The organism is Sphingobacterium paludis (assembly GCF_004364125.1).
GTDB classification, from domain to species: domain Bacteria; phylum Bacteroidota; class Bacteroidia; order Sphingobacteriales; family Sphingobacteriaceae; genus Sphingobacterium; species Sphingobacterium paludis.
The window spans coordinates 306807-323903 of sequence record NZ_SNZV01000005.1 but is presented as its reverse complement, the minus strand read 5'-3'; the positions used below and the strand labels follow the sequence as shown (position 1 = coordinate 323903).

14 protein-coding genes are annotated in these 17097 nt (G+C 45.5%); 11 read left to right on the top strand and 3 right to left on the bottom strand.

Annotation, left to right across the window (positions count from 1 at the left end; translation table 11 throughout):
• Positions 1–12 precede the first annotated feature (12 nt).
• The 4 genes from B0I21_RS11740 to B0I21_RS11725 all read left to right on the top strand — a co-directional run bounded on the left by B0I21_RS11740 (position 13) and on the right by B0I21_RS11725 (position 7879).
• Complete coding sequence (locus tag B0I21_RS11740; protein ID WP_208292327.1) at positions 13–5025, top strand: DUF4132 domain-containing protein; 5013 nt, start codon at positions 13–15, stop codon at positions 5023–5025.
• 70 nt (positions 5026–5095) lie between these two features.
• The gene (locus tag B0I21_RS11735; RefSeq protein ID WP_208292326.1) at positions 5096–5509 is read left to right on the top strand and encodes a hypothetical protein; all 414 of its coding nucleotides are present in this window, start codon (positions 5096–5098) and stop codon (positions 5507–5509) included.
• Positions 5510–5947: 438 nt separating this feature from the next.
• The gene (locus B0I21_RS11730) at positions 5948–7195 is read left to right on the top strand and encodes a Y-family DNA polymerase (protein ID WP_133640655.1); all 1248 of its coding nucleotides are present in this window, start codon (positions 5948–5950) and stop codon (positions 7193–7195) included.
• A gap of 6 nt (positions 7196–7201) precedes the next feature.
• Complete coding sequence (locus B0I21_RS11725) at positions 7202–7879, top strand: SOS response-associated peptidase (RefSeq protein WP_133640654.1); 678 nt, start codon at positions 7202–7204, stop codon at positions 7877–7879.
• A 111-nt stretch (positions 7880–7990) separates the two neighbouring features.
• Here the strand turns inward: B0I21_RS11725 and B0I21_RS11720 are convergent, their stop codons facing one another.
• Entirely contained in the window at positions 7991–8800 is an 810-nt protein-coding gene (locus B0I21_RS11720; RefSeq protein WP_133640653.1) for an alpha/beta hydrolase, read from the bottom strand.
• A gap of 561 nt (positions 8801–9361) precedes the next feature.
• On the opposite strand from B0I21_RS11720, the gene B0I21_RS11715 reads away from it, so the two are divergent.
• From B0I21_RS11715 to B0I21_RS11685, 7 genes are all read left to right on the top strand, one after another.
• On the top strand, positions 9362–9955 hold the full coding sequence (locus B0I21_RS11715; protein WP_133640652.1) for a DUF4142 domain-containing protein: 594 nt from the start codon (positions 9362–9364) through the stop codon (positions 9953–9955).
• Between the two features lie 73 nt (positions 9956–10028).
• On the top strand, positions 10029–10994 hold the full coding sequence (locus B0I21_RS11710) for a manganese catalase family protein (RefSeq protein WP_133640651.1): 966 nt from the start codon (positions 10029–10031) through the stop codon (positions 10992–10994).
• A gap of 177 nt (positions 10995–11171) precedes the next feature.
• Positions 11172–11702 (top strand): YciE/YciF ferroxidase family protein, encoded by a 531-nt coding sequence (locus B0I21_RS11705; protein ID WP_133640650.1) that lies wholly within the window; start codon positions 11172–11174, stop codon positions 11700–11702.
• A gap of 211 nt (positions 11703–11913) precedes the next feature.
• Positions 11914–13443 (top strand): FAD-dependent oxidoreductase, encoded by a 1530-nt coding sequence (locus B0I21_RS11700; protein ID WP_133640649.1) that lies wholly within the window; start codon positions 11914–11916, stop codon positions 13441–13443.
• Positions 13444–13478: 35 nt separating this feature from the next.
• A complete protein-coding gene (locus B0I21_RS11695) occupies positions 13479–14630 on the top strand; it encodes a zinc-dependent alcohol dehydrogenase (protein ID WP_133640648.1) in 1152 nt (383 codons plus the stop codon).
• Positions 14631–14635: 5 nt separating this feature from the next.
• Positions 14636–15118, top strand: a complete 483-nt coding sequence (locus tag B0I21_RS11690) for a hypothetical protein (protein WP_133640647.1) — start codon at positions 14636–14638, stop codon at positions 15116–15118.
• A 95-nt stretch (positions 15119–15213) separates the two neighbouring features.
• Complete coding sequence (locus tag B0I21_RS11685) at positions 15214–15873, top strand: DUF6766 family protein (RefSeq protein WP_133640646.1); 660 nt, start codon at positions 15214–15216, stop codon at positions 15871–15873.
• 23 nt (positions 15874–15896) lie between these two features.
• Here the strand turns inward: B0I21_RS11685 and B0I21_RS11680 are convergent, their stop codons facing one another.
• Together B0I21_RS11680 and B0I21_RS11675 are read right to left on the bottom strand one after the other, a co-directional pair.
• A complete protein-coding gene (locus tag B0I21_RS11680; protein ID WP_133640645.1) occupies positions 15897–16619 on the bottom strand; it encodes a DUF3891 family protein in 723 nt (240 codons plus the stop codon).
• Between the two features lie 34 nt (positions 16620–16653).
• Entirely contained in the window at positions 16654–17076 is a 423-nt protein-coding gene (locus tag B0I21_RS11675) for a hypothetical protein (RefSeq protein ID WP_133640644.1), read from the bottom strand.
• Positions 17077–17097 lie beyond the last annotated feature (21 nt).

Sequence of the window (17097 nt, the reverse complement as noted above, 5' to 3'; positions counted from 1 at the left end):
AAGACAATATTTATGATTTCCTCTGATAAGGCGCAAGCTTTCATCCTGCAACATGAAAAAATAGCTATTTCCCAGCATCAGTTCACTAAGTTCTCCAGGCCTTATCAATTGTTAGGGCTGATTATAAGTAATCAGTTGGAGGATGGCTATTCTGACTGCGCGATGCTTAATGCATATGAAGAAGCTTTTGGCATAGATACCGTTGGCAATCCGTGGAGGAGTGAAGAAGGTTTGCGCTTGGCAAAGCTACTTTTTGCTGACGTGATAGGACCTTTTGTAGCGGAGATATGGGATAGTCTCGCTACGCTACCTTTTCAGGAAAGCTATTTGAGGCGCCCATTTCGCTTACGACCGGAACTGTGTTATACCCAAACGCGATTGAATGTCTTGCGATCAATTTATTACGGCGGTATGTCGGGGTTCAATAGCATGGGGATAGCGGATCAACTCCAATTTGATGTGTACCAGCATACGCCGGAAATAGGCCTGTTTTACGCTACCGTATTTACTAAAGATCCAGCTACGTATTACCCGCTGTTGGAGGAGATATTTCTCGGCGAACACGAGATAGGAGGTGTATCCAGAGAGCTGATAAGAGGACTATTGTTGACAGAAAATGATGCGTATCATCTGCTAGTTGAAAAACTATTATTGGCGGCACAGCAGCAGGAAGGCTTACGACAAACCATATTAGAGACGTTAGACTTCACCTCGGTAAAAGCACTGAAGCGCTTTATAAAAGTGATATTAGATCACAACTTAATGCGCTTTTCTTCGGTAGTGCGCGCGGTTGATACGTGGTTTGGATTTGGTTGGGATGCGCCAAAAACGAATACCATCAAGCGAACATTAGCGTTGGCAATACATTTCCTGAATAATCCAGAAGCCGTTGAACAGGCTATAAATAGTCAAGACCATTTGGAGCTTTATGTCGCGTTATGGGCAAAGGCAATAGAAGATGTGGATGCGGCTAATCTACTGGCGCTTAACATAGTATTTGATGATAACAAGCCACAAATTTCGAAATTGGTCAGCTTATTCTTCGTTCAGCAAACCGAACGTACACATTCCAATCTGCTCCAATACGCAGAACACCATCTAGGCGAAGATATCGAACTGGACTATTGGATGTTGGTTAACTTTCCTTCTAACGAGCTATCAGACAACCTTTTTAATAAACTTCTCGAATCTGCTTCCAAGTTGCCCGCTGCAGGAAAGGAGTTTATCGGGAGAGGGTTCTCTTGGAAAAATTACACCATTAAGTCCGAATATTTTTATGATGAAATCATTCGCTACGCGCAGCCTTATCAGTTTGTCGTGCTGGCGCAGGACTTAGCAAGTATTCCTTCAACTTCGCGAGAGAACTTGATGCGCAAATTGTTTCCCGATCATTACACATACGGCTGGTCTCGCGGCTATGACAGTTCACCGGACACAACGCAGCTCGTTCTACCGGCGGATGCCTGGCAGCGCCAAGTGGTGAGGCAAGCAATATCTGATCGTAATACATCTGTATCAGCTACCGGAATATCGTTGATGAGCGCTATGGATCTTTACGCAGAGGATATAACAGCACTGGAAAGTCTGTTAGCCCGAAAAGGAAAAGGCCAACGAAAGTTAATCATCCAGCTCTTGCTTAAGCAGCGCGATCAAGTACTGGAGGGTTCGTTATCACGGCTGTTGGCGTCTACAAACCTAGACCAACGTTTAGCAGGCCTTGAGATGTTGGTGTTGCTCGCTGAAAAGAACGATTGGTTGCACTATATACAACAGGAGGTTGCTGCTTACAGCCACCGCAAAATTGGTAAAAATGAGTCTGTTTTTTTGGAGCGATTAAACAAAGAGTCTGCCGAACCCGTACACGGATTTCAAAATGGATTCGGAGCCATCGATTACAGCAATTTAACGGATATGCGCCTGCCCAAAAGCCGGTTCGCCCGACCAAAGAAAAAGTGGATTTCTTTCAGCACAAAGAAGGAATTCCTTTTTGAAGACCTGATTAATGTTGCGAAAACCACTGCAGCGATCAATGACCTTTACACACTGTTTGATCAGTCTAGGAAACATGAGTATGCTTATGAAGGCTACCGGGGATCTTTGGAAACCACGCTGTTAGAAATTTCATTACAGGGAATTAAACAATTAGGACAAGAAGCTACTGCTGAACAGCAACTGGATAACCTGCCTTTAGCGGAATTGTGGAAAGGTTGGTATAGACAATCAGCGTTGAATGACTTTGAGATACAAGCCGTGACGCGCTATATTTATAATCATTATAACGATTACCGGCAATATAAGGAACTTAAACCGTTCAAAGCGCTTTATATTCCGGAATTTGCAGGTATCAATTTCGGACAAGGCGAATACTATTATAGCAGCGACTCGGAAAAAGTGGTTCATATACTCCAAAGACTGATGGATGCTTACAGCGATAAGGCAGCATGGGCGGCTTACAAGTTGGACGTATTGGAGGATAGCCTGCACCATTTTCCCGAAGAATTAAAAAATTATAATTTTACGGATAAGCAATACTATTATGACCCTGAAGTCTATTGGACAGACTTTGTCATTGATTTGGTGTATACCATTTCTGTTAGCGACTTTGCTTTCTATTCACAAGAGCAGTTGCTCCGCCTATATGCATTACGTTTATTTGTGATTGGGCAGCAATTGGCAAAAGGCCAAGCGATATCAACGATACAGCAAGCCACCCCTTACTTGTCCGCAGCTTTAAATCCGGAAAAGCCCACGAACATAGAGTTTCCGCCGCTCGAGCTTATCCTCGAACTATATGCGTGTGGCCTTATTAATAATGACGATCTGCTGTTTCTCTCGTTGATTAGTAAAGATTTATTCTTTATCCTGAATGGCGGACAGAGTTACCATATTCAACAGCTAAAATCGTATGCCATCCCAGCGATTATCGAACCCTTGAAAAAGAACATGCTAGCGGTCGAATTGGAACGGGGAGACATTCCGACTGAAGCTTCCCCTTTCATCGAAAAAATTCAAAAGGTTGAAGGAATCGATTACTTCTTCTACGTGCTGCAGCGCATAGGTAAGGAAAATTTTAATCGTGCTGATAGCTATGGCACGAACCTGAGCAAGAATCATACATTCAGCCGCATATTGAAGCTTAGCAGACCCTTGGCCGACGAAGGATATACCGATTTTATTGCGGCACTGAAGGCAAGTGATGTTGATAAAAAAAGGTTGATAGAGGTTTCATGTTATGCGACGCAATGGGCGGATTGGTTGGGAGACTACTTACAGATTCCTAGTCTATCGGAAGCTGTGTGGTGGTTTTTAGCACATACAACAGATTATATGGATGCGGAAAAGGAAACGGTTCTTTCTCGATATTCAACGGTGCCGAAGAATGACTTCCAGAAGGGAGCAATAGATATTGAATGGTTCCAGCGGGTGTACGCTAACTTGGGAAAAGCCAATTGGAAACTACTCCACGAGTCGGCGAAATATCTTTCCGATGGGATGGGATACCGCCGAGTCAAGATCTATTCGTCGGTACTTCTAGGAGAGACTAAAATTACAGAAACCATAAAGCGCATTACGGAGAAGCGCGATAAGGATTACGTTATGGCGCTAGGCCTCATTCCGATTTCGAAAAGCAGTCCAGATGGTGATCTGCTTAAACGTTATCATGTGCTGCAGAATTTCGTAAAAGAAAGCAAGCAATTTGGTGCGCAGCGTCAGGAAAGTGAAAAGAACGCTGTGGAAATCGGGATGGATAATTTGGCGCGCAACGCGGGCTTTGCAGATAGCGTGCGCTTTGTCTGGGCGATGGAGGCAAGGGCGACTCAGCAAATCCTGAAACAGGCACTGGTCATTGTAGATGATGTAGAAGTTCGATTGATAGTAGACGAGGAGGGAAAGGCCGAGCTTTTGGTAAACCAAAACGGCAAAGCATTGAAGAGCCTGCCTAATAAACTGAAAAAAAATAAGACCATTGAGTCACTTAAAGATGGAAAAGCCTACTTATCCAAGCAATTCTCCAGGACTAAGCTTGCGCTTGAGAATTCAATGCTCAGGCGGGATCGGTATAGTCCTTCCGAACTACGACAGATTATGGAACATCCTATTGTCCGAGCGATGCTTAGCAAATTGGTTCTTTACATACCAAACAGCCAACAAACCGGCTTTTGGTCTCACGCAGGATTAGTAGACAGCGAGGGAAAACTCACACCGGTCAAGGATGCTGATCAACTACTTATTGCACATCCTTTCCACCTCTATGATACCGCTCAGTGGGACCTTTACCAAGGCTATCTTTTTAAAAATACCATACAGCAGCCTTTTAGACAAGTATTCAGGGAGATCTATGTGCCGACGGCAGATGAGTTGGAACAACGCACACGCTCGACGCGCTATCAGGGACAGCAGATACAACCTAAGAAAACGATTGCGCTCTTGCGCGGAAGGGGATGGACAGTAAGTTATGAGGAAGGCTTGCAAAAGGTCTTTCATAAAGAAGGTTATTTGGTCACTATGTTTGCCATGGCTGACTGGTACAGCCCCTCGGATGTAGAAGCTCCAACCTTGGAGTTGGTTTGCTTCTTCGGACTGCGCGATCGAGAGCTTTTGCCCATTACGGCTATCGATCCGGTTGTTTTCTCCGAAGTCATGCGCGACATGGATCTTGTCGTAAGCGTAGCGCATGTCGGCGAAGTGGATCCTGAGGCGAGCCATAGCAGTATGCAAATGCGGGCTGCGCTGGCAAAAGAAAGTGCAACGCTTTTTGGGCTGGAAAATGTGGAAGTGAAGGAACGGCATATTTTGGTGCGTGGAACCTTGGCGGAATACAGCATTCATTTAGGTAGCGGCATGGTCGCCAAAGCGGGACGGCAGTTGGCGATCATTCCTGTACATAGCCAGCATCGTGGCCGAGTTTTCCTGCCGTTTGTCGACGATGATCCAAAATCGGCCGAGATTATCAGTAAAATGCGCTATTTGGCCCAAGACTACAAGATCAAAGATCCAACGATTTTAGATCAGATCAACCGCTAGCGTATCCTCGCAAAGTGGCAAATGAGATATGCCACCTTGCAGAAATTTACATCTCTAAGAAACGTAACCTATGCAATTGGTTCTACAATTAAAGCGATTGGGAAAGAAGCGTATAATTTCAATCCCATATACATTACAAGTCGCACCGCGCACCTTGACTGAGCTTATCAAAGCATGTGTTGAGGCGGAAGTTGAGCGTTATAATGGACGTCGGGAAGAAGTGCAATTATTGACTTTCCTAACGCCACAAGAAATTCAAGACCAAGCGAAAGACGGCAAGATTGGCTTCGGAGATATTGAAAATATGCAGCTGGCTGCTGTTGCGACGGCGTTGGATACGGCTTTCTTAGCGCATCGTGACGGTTTATTCGCTGTATTTATTGACGAAATAGAGGTGAAGGCGTTGGACATGCCTATTCAGTTGCGTGAAAACGCCGAAGTAGCTTTTGTACGTTTGACATTTTTGGCTGGTCGATTGCGCTAGCGATTATGCTACGATACAACATTAAATTAAAAGACTTACACAGGATATTCGACCGTTGTCTGTATGTAGCAAATACGGCGAAAGATTGATCTCCGAAATTTCGATCTAAGTTTTCTATCCCTATTAAAGTACTCTCGTAAAATTTTATTGGGATCTTGTATATCAAGGGATTGTCATACGTCCATGGATAAATACGCAATTTCTTTTTAAAAATTAAATTACTAAAATTATTAGTATAACTTTGTTCTATGATTAAAAGATCATGAGGTGTGCGCTAAGCGGTCATTTATTAATTGGGTGACGAATAGCTGCGACCTCCTGCGCAATAGGATGTATAGATTTTTAAATAAAATCGGAAGATAGTGATGCAAAGAATGGGTGATACTACTGTAAGTGAGGGCAGCATGTCAGAAGGACTAGAGGAGGGAAGATACATATATGTTTGCACTGTGTGATTGTAATAATTTCTATGCATCAGCGGAGCGACTATTTAAACCGTCGTTGAGACTTGTGCCAGTTGTGGTGCTATCCAACAACGATGGATGCGTGATCGCGCGAAGTGAGGAAGCCAAACAGCTAGGTATCCGGATGGGTGACCCAGCCTTCCTCGTGCGAGATTTGATTACGAAGCACGATATTCAGGTGTTTTCCAGTAATTATGTCCTCTACGGTGATCTTTCCGAACGCGTGATGCACAGTTTAGGCCGTTGGTTTCCTATGGTTGTTCCATATAGCATCGATGAATGTTTTGCATGGGCGGCGGGCATCAAGCATATTTATGAACATACCGTGCAGGCGAGGGCAGCAATAATTCGCAACACAGGCATACCCGTATCTATTGGTATCGGTCCTACCAAGACCTTAGCAAAAGTGGCTAATAAGCTCGCGAAGAAAAATAAGGGCGTGTTTGTAATGGACTCTGATAAATCAATAGCTGAAGCTCTTGCTACATTTCCAGTGGAAGACTTATGGGGTGTTGGTCGTCAATATTATAAAAAGATCGAGAAACTTGGCATCGAGACGGTAGGCCAGTTGAGGGATATGCCTGAAATGTGGTTTAAAAATAATATGACAGTGCAGGGGCAGCGACTTTATAATGAACTTTGGGGGCGCCCTATGTTAAGTATAGGCGATCCGCCGGCGAAGGCTAAGGCTAAGGGCCTGTCCGTTACGCGATCGTTCAGCTGTTATATTGAGGATCCCCATGTGCTTTGCGAAGCGGTTACAGCCTATGCAAGCCGTTTGGCGGAGAAGCTGCGTGCGGAAAGCTTATGTTGCCAGTTCCTGGAAGTATTTATGTTCACCAACGTCCACCGCGAAGATCATCCGCAGCACTACCCCAGGCATGTGCACCGTATGGCTATCGCCAGTAACAGCACGCTCGAAATTGTTTCTGTTGCCACGAAGGTGGCTCGTATGCTCTTCCGTACGGGCATAAAGTACCGAAAGGCGGGTGTTATCGCGACGGTGCTCATTCCTGAAGCGGAGCTACAATACAACCTTTTTCAAGAGCATAAGGCGAAACATACCGGTCTTTCTGCCATCATCGATCAGATAAATACCGCTTATGGAAGAGGTGCGGTGCGGTTGGCAAGCGAGGGTTTCGAAAAGAAATGGCGATTAAAGCATGAGCATTTGAGTGCAGGATACACGACCCGTTGGACAGATATTGTTGGCGTAAAATAGTTTGATATGTGTGGTAGAACATTGATTAGTGAAGCGAAAGAGCTTGCGAAGAAAGCAGGCGTAGAATTGGGTGGAAAAAATGTAGAAAAAGATACCAACAGACCACCAGGCACCGAGATGCCCGTTATTCTGGATGCCCGGCCAGGAAAGATCCACTATGTGAAATGGGGGCTTATTCCCAGTTTTGCCAGTGAGCCGCCGAAGTATGCCACAACCTATGCGCGGATCGAAACTGTGCACAGACTTGCTACGTATAAACATGTGTTGGGGAGGCGGCATTGCATCTTTGTGATTGAAGGATTTTATGAGTTTGATAAGCGTCTGAAACCGAGTCAGCCCTATTACTTCCGAAGAAAAGATAAGGGTATTCTTTACCTGGCAGGTTTATGGGATACGTGGAAGGACACGGCATCAGGCCTGATTATTCCTACCTGTACTATGATTATGCAGCCAGCGAACAACCTCATGGGCAAAGTGCATGATCGCATGCCTTGTGTGCTGTCGCAGGCAGATGCCCTTAAATGGTTAGATCGCTCGCTACCCTTCCGTACGCGCTTTAATTTGCTACGGCCCGTGGACGACCATGTGCTCGAAGGATGGCAGGTGGATAGGAAGGTGAACAATGCCCGGAATAAGGACGTCAACAATCCGGATCAAACGGGCCCACAATTGGATCTTTTTTAGAAAAAAAATGTAGATAGACGCAACCAAATGCGCTATCTACATTGATCTTAATACCTGCGCGATCAGCACGCGATGGAATTACGCTTTTTATCTTGCATGTGTGCAATCTTGTTACACAAACAAGGGCACGGTAGACTGCTGCTCTCTGATCCACTGTTGTACATGGTCGATAACCTCTTGCGAACCCGGTTCGCCACATATAAAATGCGATCGGTCAGGGAATTCCTTATACGTCACGATGCTGGACACATCGGTATATGCGGCAGCATTTTTTTCGACCAACTCGTACGGAATAATCTTATCCTCTTTTGCGCTAATAAATAGCAGGGGCACATGTTTTAGGCTAATGTCTATTTCGCCTGCAGATCCTAAACATCCGCGCAGTACATTCCGGCTATCTTGCGTTGCTGTAAGCTCGAAGGCGAGCGCAGCATCCTCCTTATTTAGTGTGTTGCAGAAGCTTTCGTGAAAAGTTTCCGCAGTATGCGCAAAGGGTTTATCGCCCTTGAATGGGTTGGCAATTGCCGCTACATTTTTAAAAAATGGCCAGTCAAGGGTCATCATTTTATTGGGTGCAACAGGACATATCGCGACAGCCATACTGGCCAGTCCGCGCGCAACAAAAATCTGGGCAATCAATCCGCCAACAGAATGGCCGATGAGTATCGGTCGTTTGCTGGTATCGGCATCATTTCCACCTGCACGAATGACGTCTGCTTCCAATTTTTGGATCACATCTTCCAAGGAGAGATCGCCCAAAGTGTCGGGAGGAGAGGTGCGCAGCATCTTTGGCTCCCCCTCGTGATCAGGCCACGCCGGTGCGCTACAATCGAAACCCTGCTCCCCGAAATAGCGCATCCAAGGTGTCCAACTGACAGGATTTTGAAACATCCCGTGAATAAATATGATTTTTCTGCTCATAATAAAACTATTTACTATTAAACCCGAGTGGGCTGGTTTAGTTCAATGCAGTACGATCTTATTGTATGCTTGAGGCGGGCTAAAAGTCTTCCCAATTTTCGATATCCGCCAATTTGATTTCCCGTTCTTTAGTCCGCAAAAAGCCGTTCTCCCTCTCATCACCCATTGAGTTTAGTTTGGTTCAAGATGCAAGCGACGGCGATCGCTTAAACTTGGTCAATACAAAGAAGAACAATGCCTTTGTTTTAGGAGCAGCATTCGACTATCGATATTTTAGCACATCGGATAACCTCCAGGCGCTATTAGAGATCAGACATCGCGAAAGTGGAAGCTTTTTTTCTTTGACTTCGACGGAATTTTCTTTCCTAAATGTGTGCCGATGATTCCCCAGCATCGTATGGATTGGAAATAAAGCGGTACGCTGCCTGCTGCCGCATTTGTACATAATCTGCTACGTACGTAATTTTCCTGTATACTACGGTTTCTACGGTTAATGCGCTATAAGTAAATAACCTAGAACTAAAGCGAAAGCATCCCCGTTAGACAGGAAAATTGAAAAAGATGATGAAAAGAACGATTCCAATCTTGGCCATAGCGGCTACCAGCTATTTCGTATACGCCTGTGGCAACAGCGCGAACACAGAAGGACGCAGCGACGACAGTGCATATGTTGCCGGTCCTACCTCCACTGGATCAGACAGCACAGCATCCGTTGCTGCAGCGGATATTGCAGACACAACTTTTGCTTCCAAGGCTGCTATCAGTGGCATGGCAGAAGTTGAATTTGGCCAATTAGCACTAGAAAAGGCGCAACACGCTCGCGTGAAGGAGTTTGCATCCATGATGGTTACCGATCATGGCAAAGCGAATGCAGAACTGCAAGAAATTGCTGCAGCAGACAACTTGATGCTACCGACATCGTTGGATGCAGAACACGCGGAAAAACGAAAAGAGCTCGCGTCTAAATCGGGTGTTGAGTTTGATAGAGCTTACGTGGCAGCCATGGTTGAGGGGCACGAGAAAACCAGAGATTTAATGGAACAGGGCAAAAGCAGCTTGACAAATGAGAAGCTGAAAGGCTTTGCTGAAAAAACTACACCCATTGTGCTTCATCATCTCGAATTGATCAATACCATTAAATCAGAAATTAAATAAGCGGGATAGTACCTTGAACCCGCTCTGAAGCAGTAACAGTTTTAACAGAGTTTTCGTATTCAATCTTTTAATTATGTTTTATCACGTACAAAGTTTAATAAACCCAATCGTCGACGATCAACCAGATCCGTCGGCAGCAAACATCTTGCAAGAGGGTCTAGGTGGTCAGTTCGGAGAAATGCGCACCATGATGCAATATCTTTTCCAAAGTTTTAATTTTCGTGGCGACGGCATTCCGTACCTCGATTTGATACAGGGTGTGGGTATAGAGGAAATAAGCCATGTAGAGCTTATTACCAAAACCATCTCGCGATTGCTTGACGGGGCACCAGAATATCATGGAGGAAAATTTGACGTTCCCGGTGCGGGTGGCGATCCTACACTGGATATTGCCCGGCACGCACCCAATCCACATCATTTTATCCACGGTGCTCAGGGAGCAATGCCGGTAGATGCTGCAGGAAACCCCTGGAGTGGATCGTATGTGCATAACCATGGAAACCTCGTTTTGGATTTGATGGACAATTTGGTGCTCGAATCAACGGGCAGATTGCAAAAATGTCGTATCTATCAAATGTCGTCCAATAAGACGTTACGCGCTACGGTTGCTTTTCTCATTGCTAGAGACGAAGCACACGAAATGGCTTTCGCCAAAGCGTTAGAAACGTTGGGCGTTGATTGGGCAAAAGCGCTACCGATTCCCAAATTCGACGCGACACAATATCCAGAAGTTAAGAAATTGATCGATGCAGGGATACATCGAGAGCAATACACCTTCCGATTAGATGGTTCCCAAATGGACAAAATTTTTCAAGGAACGGCTCCAGCAAATGACGGAACGGAGTTAGTGACTCTAAAAGAACCAAAAGAGTCGTACCCGAATCCTGTTGCACCCGAACGTCCCGAAGAGTTTGCGCCAGGCTTGGATCCAGAGCTACAAAAATTAGCGGACGCCTTCACCGAATTCAAGGATAAAACGCTAAAAAATATGGAAAAGAAAGCGGGACCAAATCCGAGAACGAAAAAAAAGTCACCATAGACGCTGGCTAGATAGCTACTTCATTTCTTTTTGCATGCCGTTAACCGCGGCGTAAGTTATTGGAAACGGACGTGTAAAAATGTTGAAGCGGCAGGTATAAAACGTGCAGATCAAGAAGTTTCCCTGTAAACTTATCACCAATGCCCACGTTCAGTAGATATTAAAATTAAAACGATCATGGCAAATAAATCACAAGAAAAACAAGAGCAAGGAACTATGCCAAATGCGCATTTACATGAACTTCTCGTCGATGAATTAAAAGACATTCTAGGCGCAGAGAGACAGCTGTTACAAGGCTTAAAAAAATTGAGCAAGGCAGCAAAAAGTGAAAAATTAAAAACAGCATTCGATACGCATTACGAGCAAACTGAAGGCCATATCGAACGGTTGAAAACGGTGTTTTCTACGTTAGGTTTGGCAGCAAGGGGAAAAAAATGTAAAGCGATGGAAGGGTTGCTAGCAGAAGCCGAAGAAATCATCGAGGAATTTCAGGATAGCCCCGAGGTGTTAGACGCCGCATTGATCGTGGCTGCTCAAAAGGTCGAACATTATGAAATAGCGAGCTATGGTTGTGTCGTTACGTTCGCGCAGCTGATGGGACATGAAGACGTGAAAGAGCTACTAGGGCAAACACTAGCGGAGGAAAAAGAAACCGATGAGTTGTTGACCGAGATTGCGTTAGCAGATGCCAACGTGGCTACAGAATAAGGCAAGAAGCATAGCACACTGTGGCTTAAAGCCGGCCATAGGGCCGGCTTTTTTTTGGCGCAACCGGTGCAGATGACGTATACGTAGATTGCAAAAGAGAACACGTAATGACATTCGTGAATATGCCTGAACGACGCAGCTCGGGAACTGTTTGCACATATTCATGTTTTACCGTTCAAAAGCTTAAACAATTAGTAAAACGATAAACATTATGAAAAGAGATGGCAAGAATAGGAGTATTTGGCAAGATGTTCCAGATCGAACCTTAGGCAGTATTGCTGACCCAGGGGACGTGGATGTGCTTATAATAGGCGCCGGAATAACGGGGCTAACTGCCGCATTGGCTTTGCAGGAACAGGGGCAGCTATGTTGCGTGCTGGAAGCCCAATCCATAGCCTTTGGTACCACCGGGGGCACATCGGCTCATTTAAATACCGTATTGGATACCCCTTACTCGGATATTATACAACAGCATGGTCTTGATAAGGCAAAAGATGTATTGCATTCAACCCGAAGAGCTATCGAATGGATTCACTACAACGTAGATAAATATGCCATCGATTGTGATCTGACTGAATGTAATGGACAGATGTATGCTACAACCGAAGATGAAAAAAAAGAACTTCAAAAAATAAAAGAGGCGATCGTGCAGCTAGGTATCTCATGCAAAGAAATTGATGAGTTAGCTATACCGGTAAAACCACTATATGCGATAGAATTCGCTGAGCAGGGCCATTTCAATCCAACGAAATATGTATTAGGCATGGCCAGCGCCTTCGAAGCTTTGGGCGGAAGGATTCTGACACAGGCCTTAGTGCAGCATGTCACGCGTGAAGAGGGTAGGCTTTCGGTAACGACGGCCGACGGCCGAGTATTCCGCTCCGATAGGGTTATCTACGCCACACATACAACGCCGGGTATCCAACTTATGAATTTCCGAATCGCACCCTATCGAAGCTATCTCCAGCTTTGGGAATTGGCAGATTCAAATGCGTGTCCCGATAAGGTTTTGTACGATATGAAAGATCCTTTTCATTATTTCAGAACCGTCGTCCAGGGTGGACATCGTTTTTTATTGGTCGGCGGACAGGATCATAAAACAGCGCACCATGGAAATGAGCATCTCAACTTTTTGGAACTACAGGCCTTTGTTACGGCAAGGTTTGATACAAAGAAGAAGCTGTACGAATGGTCGTCTCAATATTACGAGAGCCAAGATGCATTGCCTTTCATCGGCTATTATCCGGGTAAGTCTGATGGTCGTGAGCTTATCGCTACGGGTTTCGGGGGCAACGGTATGATCTTCGGTTCTCTTTCAGGACATATGCTCGCTGATCTCATTCTTAAAGGAACCTGCGAATTTGGGGAACTTTATTCGCCAACACGTTTCGGTCCTCTTTCATCGGTGAAAGATCTTGTTATGGAGAATGCGGACGTTCTCAAACATTTTATTAAAGACCGCCTCGAGGTGGATCAGATCGAAGGTCTTGCGGAACTGGCTAAAGGCGATGCCGCCGTGCTCAAATATGAGGGCCAACGGATTGGAATCTATAAAGATCAAGAGGGGTCAATTAGCGCGGTGGATCCGGTTTGCCGGCATGCAGGGTGTATTGTCAAATGGAATAATGCGGAAGAAAGTTGGGACTGCCCCTGTCATGGCGCCCGCTACGGAATAAATGGCGAGTTGCTTACAGGACCTGCTGTTGTTCACCTCGCTAGCCATGACTTGGACAAGCTTTAAAAACAACAAATATATACTTATTAAATAATTGATAGATGAAAGCAATGAACTATAGAGGGCCTTTCCGAGTAAGAGTCGAAGAAAAGCCCATGCCGAAGATACTTCATCCGGAGGATGCTATCGTACAAGTGACTCGCGCTTGTATTTGTGGCTCAGACTTGCATTTGTATCATGGGATGGTTCCTGATACACGCATTGGTAGCACATTCGGTCACGAGTTTATCGGAGTGGTCCGTGAGGTGGGGACGGGGGTGACAAAGGTAAAGGTTGGCGATAAGGTGTTGGTACCCTTTAATATCGCCTGCGGCCGATGTAATTTTTGTAAACAGGGGCTATTTGCGAACTGCCACGAATCAAATGCCATGGCAACAGCTGTAGGGGGTATATTTGGTTATTCCCACATCGCAGGTGGCTTTGATGGCGGACAAGCCGAATTTGTAAGGGTGCCCTACGCAGATGTTGGCCCTACGATCATCCCGTCAGATATGGATGATGAAGACGCATTGTTGCTCACAGACGTGTTGCCTACTGGATATCAGGCGGCGGAGATGGGTGGAATCAAAGTAGGAGATACCGTTGTGGTGTTTGGTGCCGGGCCGGTAGGCATTATGGCTGCACGCTGCGCGTGGCTATTTGGCGCTACACGCGTCATCGTCATAGATCACTTAGAGTACCGGCTGGAATTCGTCCGCCAATATGCCGCATGCGAAGCTTATAATTTCCGGAGTATGGATGATCCGGTGCTCTTTATCAAGCGGATTACCGATTGGCTGGGTGCAGACGTGTGCATTGATGCGGTTGGTTCGGATGCCTGTGGTAACGCTATGCAGACCATAACCGGCAAAAAACTTTTGCTACAGGCAGGAGCAGCAACAGCCTTGCATTGGGCTATAAACGCTGTAAAAAAGGGCGGAATAGTTTCCGTGGTTGGTGTATATGGCCCCACCGATAATTTGGTGCCTATCGGGAATGTTGTCAACAAAGGAATTACGATTCGCGCCAACCAAACTTCGGTGAAACGTTTACTGCCAAAATTAATGGATCATGTGAGAAAAGGCGTCTTAAGTCCGAAAGATATTATTACACACCGCTTTGCACTCGAAGATATTGCTGAAGCTTATCAAATGTTTTCAGCAAAACTGGATGAATGTATTAAACCCGTGCTTATTCCAAGCACAAATAACTAATGATCATGGAGAAGGAAAATTTAAAAGAGCAATTTACACATATTCCCGGATGGGGCGTAGATGCAGATTGGGAGAACGATCCCGTTTATCCCATGAGAGATATTGCCGCCGATGATAAATCAGCAGATTGGAAACGGCCGGCGCAGCAAACCACTTCAAAAGAAGTGCAACGATCGAATGAGCGGCCAGAACACCCTGCGGTGTTCGGTGACACGCTACCACCCACCGGATTAAGCGGGCACTTGAGAAGATACGCATTTCACTATAGCGAGTCTAAATACCGACACTGGTTGCCGCTGCTACTTGCAGACCGTATAAATGAAGTGGAAGGTGTTATTGCAGATGTAAAATCAGGATTCTTTCCCAATATATGGAAGGAGCGGGGCTATCAAGCATATTGGAAATACGATAGGCGCAAACTGATAAACAAAGTGGCCACTGTCGCAGCTGTAAGCATCGGGGTATGGATGCTAATACGGCGCAAGTAGTTGCGGGGCTAGGCTTCGGGATGTCGCTCATGACTTTCCGAAGCTATCCGAAATTTATGTGTTGCCATTATTTTTAATTTACGCTTATTGAACGAATGATGAATAAGACTTGGTATCAGCGAAATTCGCTTTCGATCGTAGTTACTGTTTTGTTTATACTGGCATTAGTAGCCCAGTTTTATTTTGGATGGCTCGTAAACAATGCGGAGCTTGATGAGGAAGGCGCAAGACCCCTCGGCATTTGGAATTACGCGCGCACAGGACATTTTGTTGCTGCGACATTTGAGAACTTTCAAAGTGAATTTTTGCAGATGTTTTTGTACGTCGTGCTGACCATAAGTCTGCGGCAGGTTGGTTCGGCAGAGTCAAAGCCTCTTGATGGAAGGGCCGAAGTCGACAGAGTTCCGAAGCCGCATCCTGACGCCCCAGGCCCGGTGCGCCAAGGCGGCTGGAGGTTGTATATATACAGCCATTCATTAACGATAGCTTTTTTGCTGTTATTTCTTATCAGTTGGAGCCTGCATCTCTATGGCAGTTGGCGTCACTTTAATGAGCTGCGACGTGCCGCAGGAGAGCAAGCCGCCAGTTTGCGCTACTTTTTACGGGAACCACATTTTTGGTTTGAAACTTTCCAGAATTGGCAAAGCGAATTTCTTTCGGTAGCCTCCATCGTATTGCTGACGATATTTTTGAGACAAAAAGGATCGCCGGAGTCCAAACCGGTAGATGCTCCGCATTGGCAAACGGGTAAATAAGCATGAAAAAAAAGGTAATTGATCTATGTTGACGCGGTAAAAGTTATCTGTTGTACAATCACAGCACTAGCCTTTAGCGCTTCCTGCAATTCCTTATCATTTTTAAATGTTAGCTTTTTTAAAAGCCGGCGCTCGATAGCTACGGTAAATTCCGTTGTCGAGAACGGCCATGGATCGATGACGTAACCGTCTGCCTCGATAGCGGATATGAAGTAAGTTACACCGTCCGGGCCATCACTTATTTCTAAGGATCTGCCTTCGGGTGGTATGCTGCGCTGACACAGCAAAAGAGAAAGTGCGTCACACCACTGGAGCATGGCATAATACCTGTCGGTAGTTGCTATAGATAAGCCCAGTTCCTTGCACCAATGTCGTTTAGGATCCTCCAGCGTGTTGCAATATTTTGCGGCAGCCGCAGAGAGGTCTCGCTGCACAAATTGTATATGATGAGCGATCAAGATTGCCATAAACCTGCTATGGGCATATGCTTCATCCAATAATCGTTGGCAATCTGCTTTATTAAAGGTTTCCATTTTAAAATCTCGGGGCCCACCAAGCTCGTTGAGCAGGCCATTGCGCCTAAACTCCGTGTAGTCATTGTCGTGATTAGCCGCCGCTAGAATCAAATCTATCTGATATGGATCTTCGTTTATCCATTTCAGTTTGCTCATCAACGTTGCCGCTAGACGCGCGTGATGTCTTTGCAGGACGGCTTCAAAGCCCTCTTCGAGATAGGTTACGATCATAGCCCTTTTACATGTAGGTTATCAGCCATATGAGCTAAAAGTTGACAGCATCACCTGGTAGGGTATCTGGTGATGGCATAGCTTGCTGCGTTGCAGTCCCCACTTTAAATCGGTTACCGCGGCTTTGTTTATAACGTAGATAAGCTTCATAGGCAATAAGCCCAATGAAACTGCTTTGCGCGAGCATATCAATAATAAAATGGAAGGAGAAATTATCCTGGATGAGATACCGAACGTCAATGTATAGAAAGCTTAGTGCCAAGCACAAGCCTAAAAAAGAGTAGCGCTTAATCAATAAACTGATTGCGGCGCAAATCGTTAGCAGCCCTACGAGCGTTAACACCGTGTCTTCGTTGGTGAAACCATACACCTCTCGATAGCTGGAAGCGTGAATAAGAGGCCAAATTCCGATGGCCATATAGTAGAAACCTTGAATGCGTACCGTTATCCTTTTCATATCAATCATATAACATGCTTC

Coding starts and splice junctions, on each gene's coding strand:
- B0I21_RS11715 (WP_133640652.1), top strand. CDS start 9,362: ATGATGAAAAGAACGATTCCAATCTTGGCCATAGCGGCTACCAGCTAT.
- B0I21_RS11740 (WP_208292327.1), top strand. CDS start 13: ATGATTTCCTCTGATAAGGCGCAAGCTTTCATCCTGCAACATGAAAAA.
- B0I21_RS11735 (WP_208292326.1), top strand. CDS start 5,096: ATGCAATTGGTTCTACAATTAAAGCGATTGGGAAAGAAGCGTATAATT.
- B0I21_RS11680 (WP_133640645.1), bottom strand. CDS start 16,619: ATGATCGTAACCTATCTCGAAGAGGGCTTTGAAGCCGTCCTGCAAAGA.
- B0I21_RS11720 (WP_133640653.1), bottom strand. CDS start 8,800: ATGAGCAGAAAAATCATATTTATTCACGGGATGTTTCAAAATCCTGTC.
- B0I21_RS11685 (WP_133640646.1), top strand. CDS start 15,214: ATGATGAATAAGACTTGGTATCAGCGAAATTCGCTTTCGATCGTAGTT.
- B0I21_RS11705 (WP_133640650.1), top strand. CDS start 11,172: ATGGCAAATAAATCACAAGAAAAACAAGAGCAAGGAACTATGCCAAAT.
- B0I21_RS11710 (WP_133640651.1), top strand. CDS start 10,029: ATGTTTTATCACGTACAAAGTTTAATAAACCCAATCGTCGACGATCAA.
- B0I21_RS11675 (WP_133640644.1), bottom strand. CDS start 17,076: ATGAAAAGGATAACGGTACGCATTCAAGGTTTCTACTATATGGCCATC.
- B0I21_RS11690 (WP_133640647.1), top strand. CDS start 14,636: ATGGAGAAGGAAAATTTAAAAGAGCAATTTACACATATTCCCGGATGG.
- B0I21_RS11700 (WP_133640649.1), top strand. CDS start 11,914: ATGAAAAGAGATGGCAAGAATAGGAGTATTTGGCAAGATGTTCCAGAT.
- B0I21_RS11695 (WP_133640648.1), top strand. CDS start 13,479: ATGAAAGCAATGAACTATAGAGGGCCTTTCCGAGTAAGAGTCGAAGAA.
- B0I21_RS11725 (WP_133640654.1), top strand. CDS start 7,202: ATGTGTGGTAGAACATTGATTAGTGAAGCGAAAGAGCTTGCGAAGAAA.
- B0I21_RS11730 (WP_133640655.1), top strand. CDS start 5,948: ATGTTTGCACTGTGTGATTGTAATAATTTCTATGCATCAGCGGAGCGA.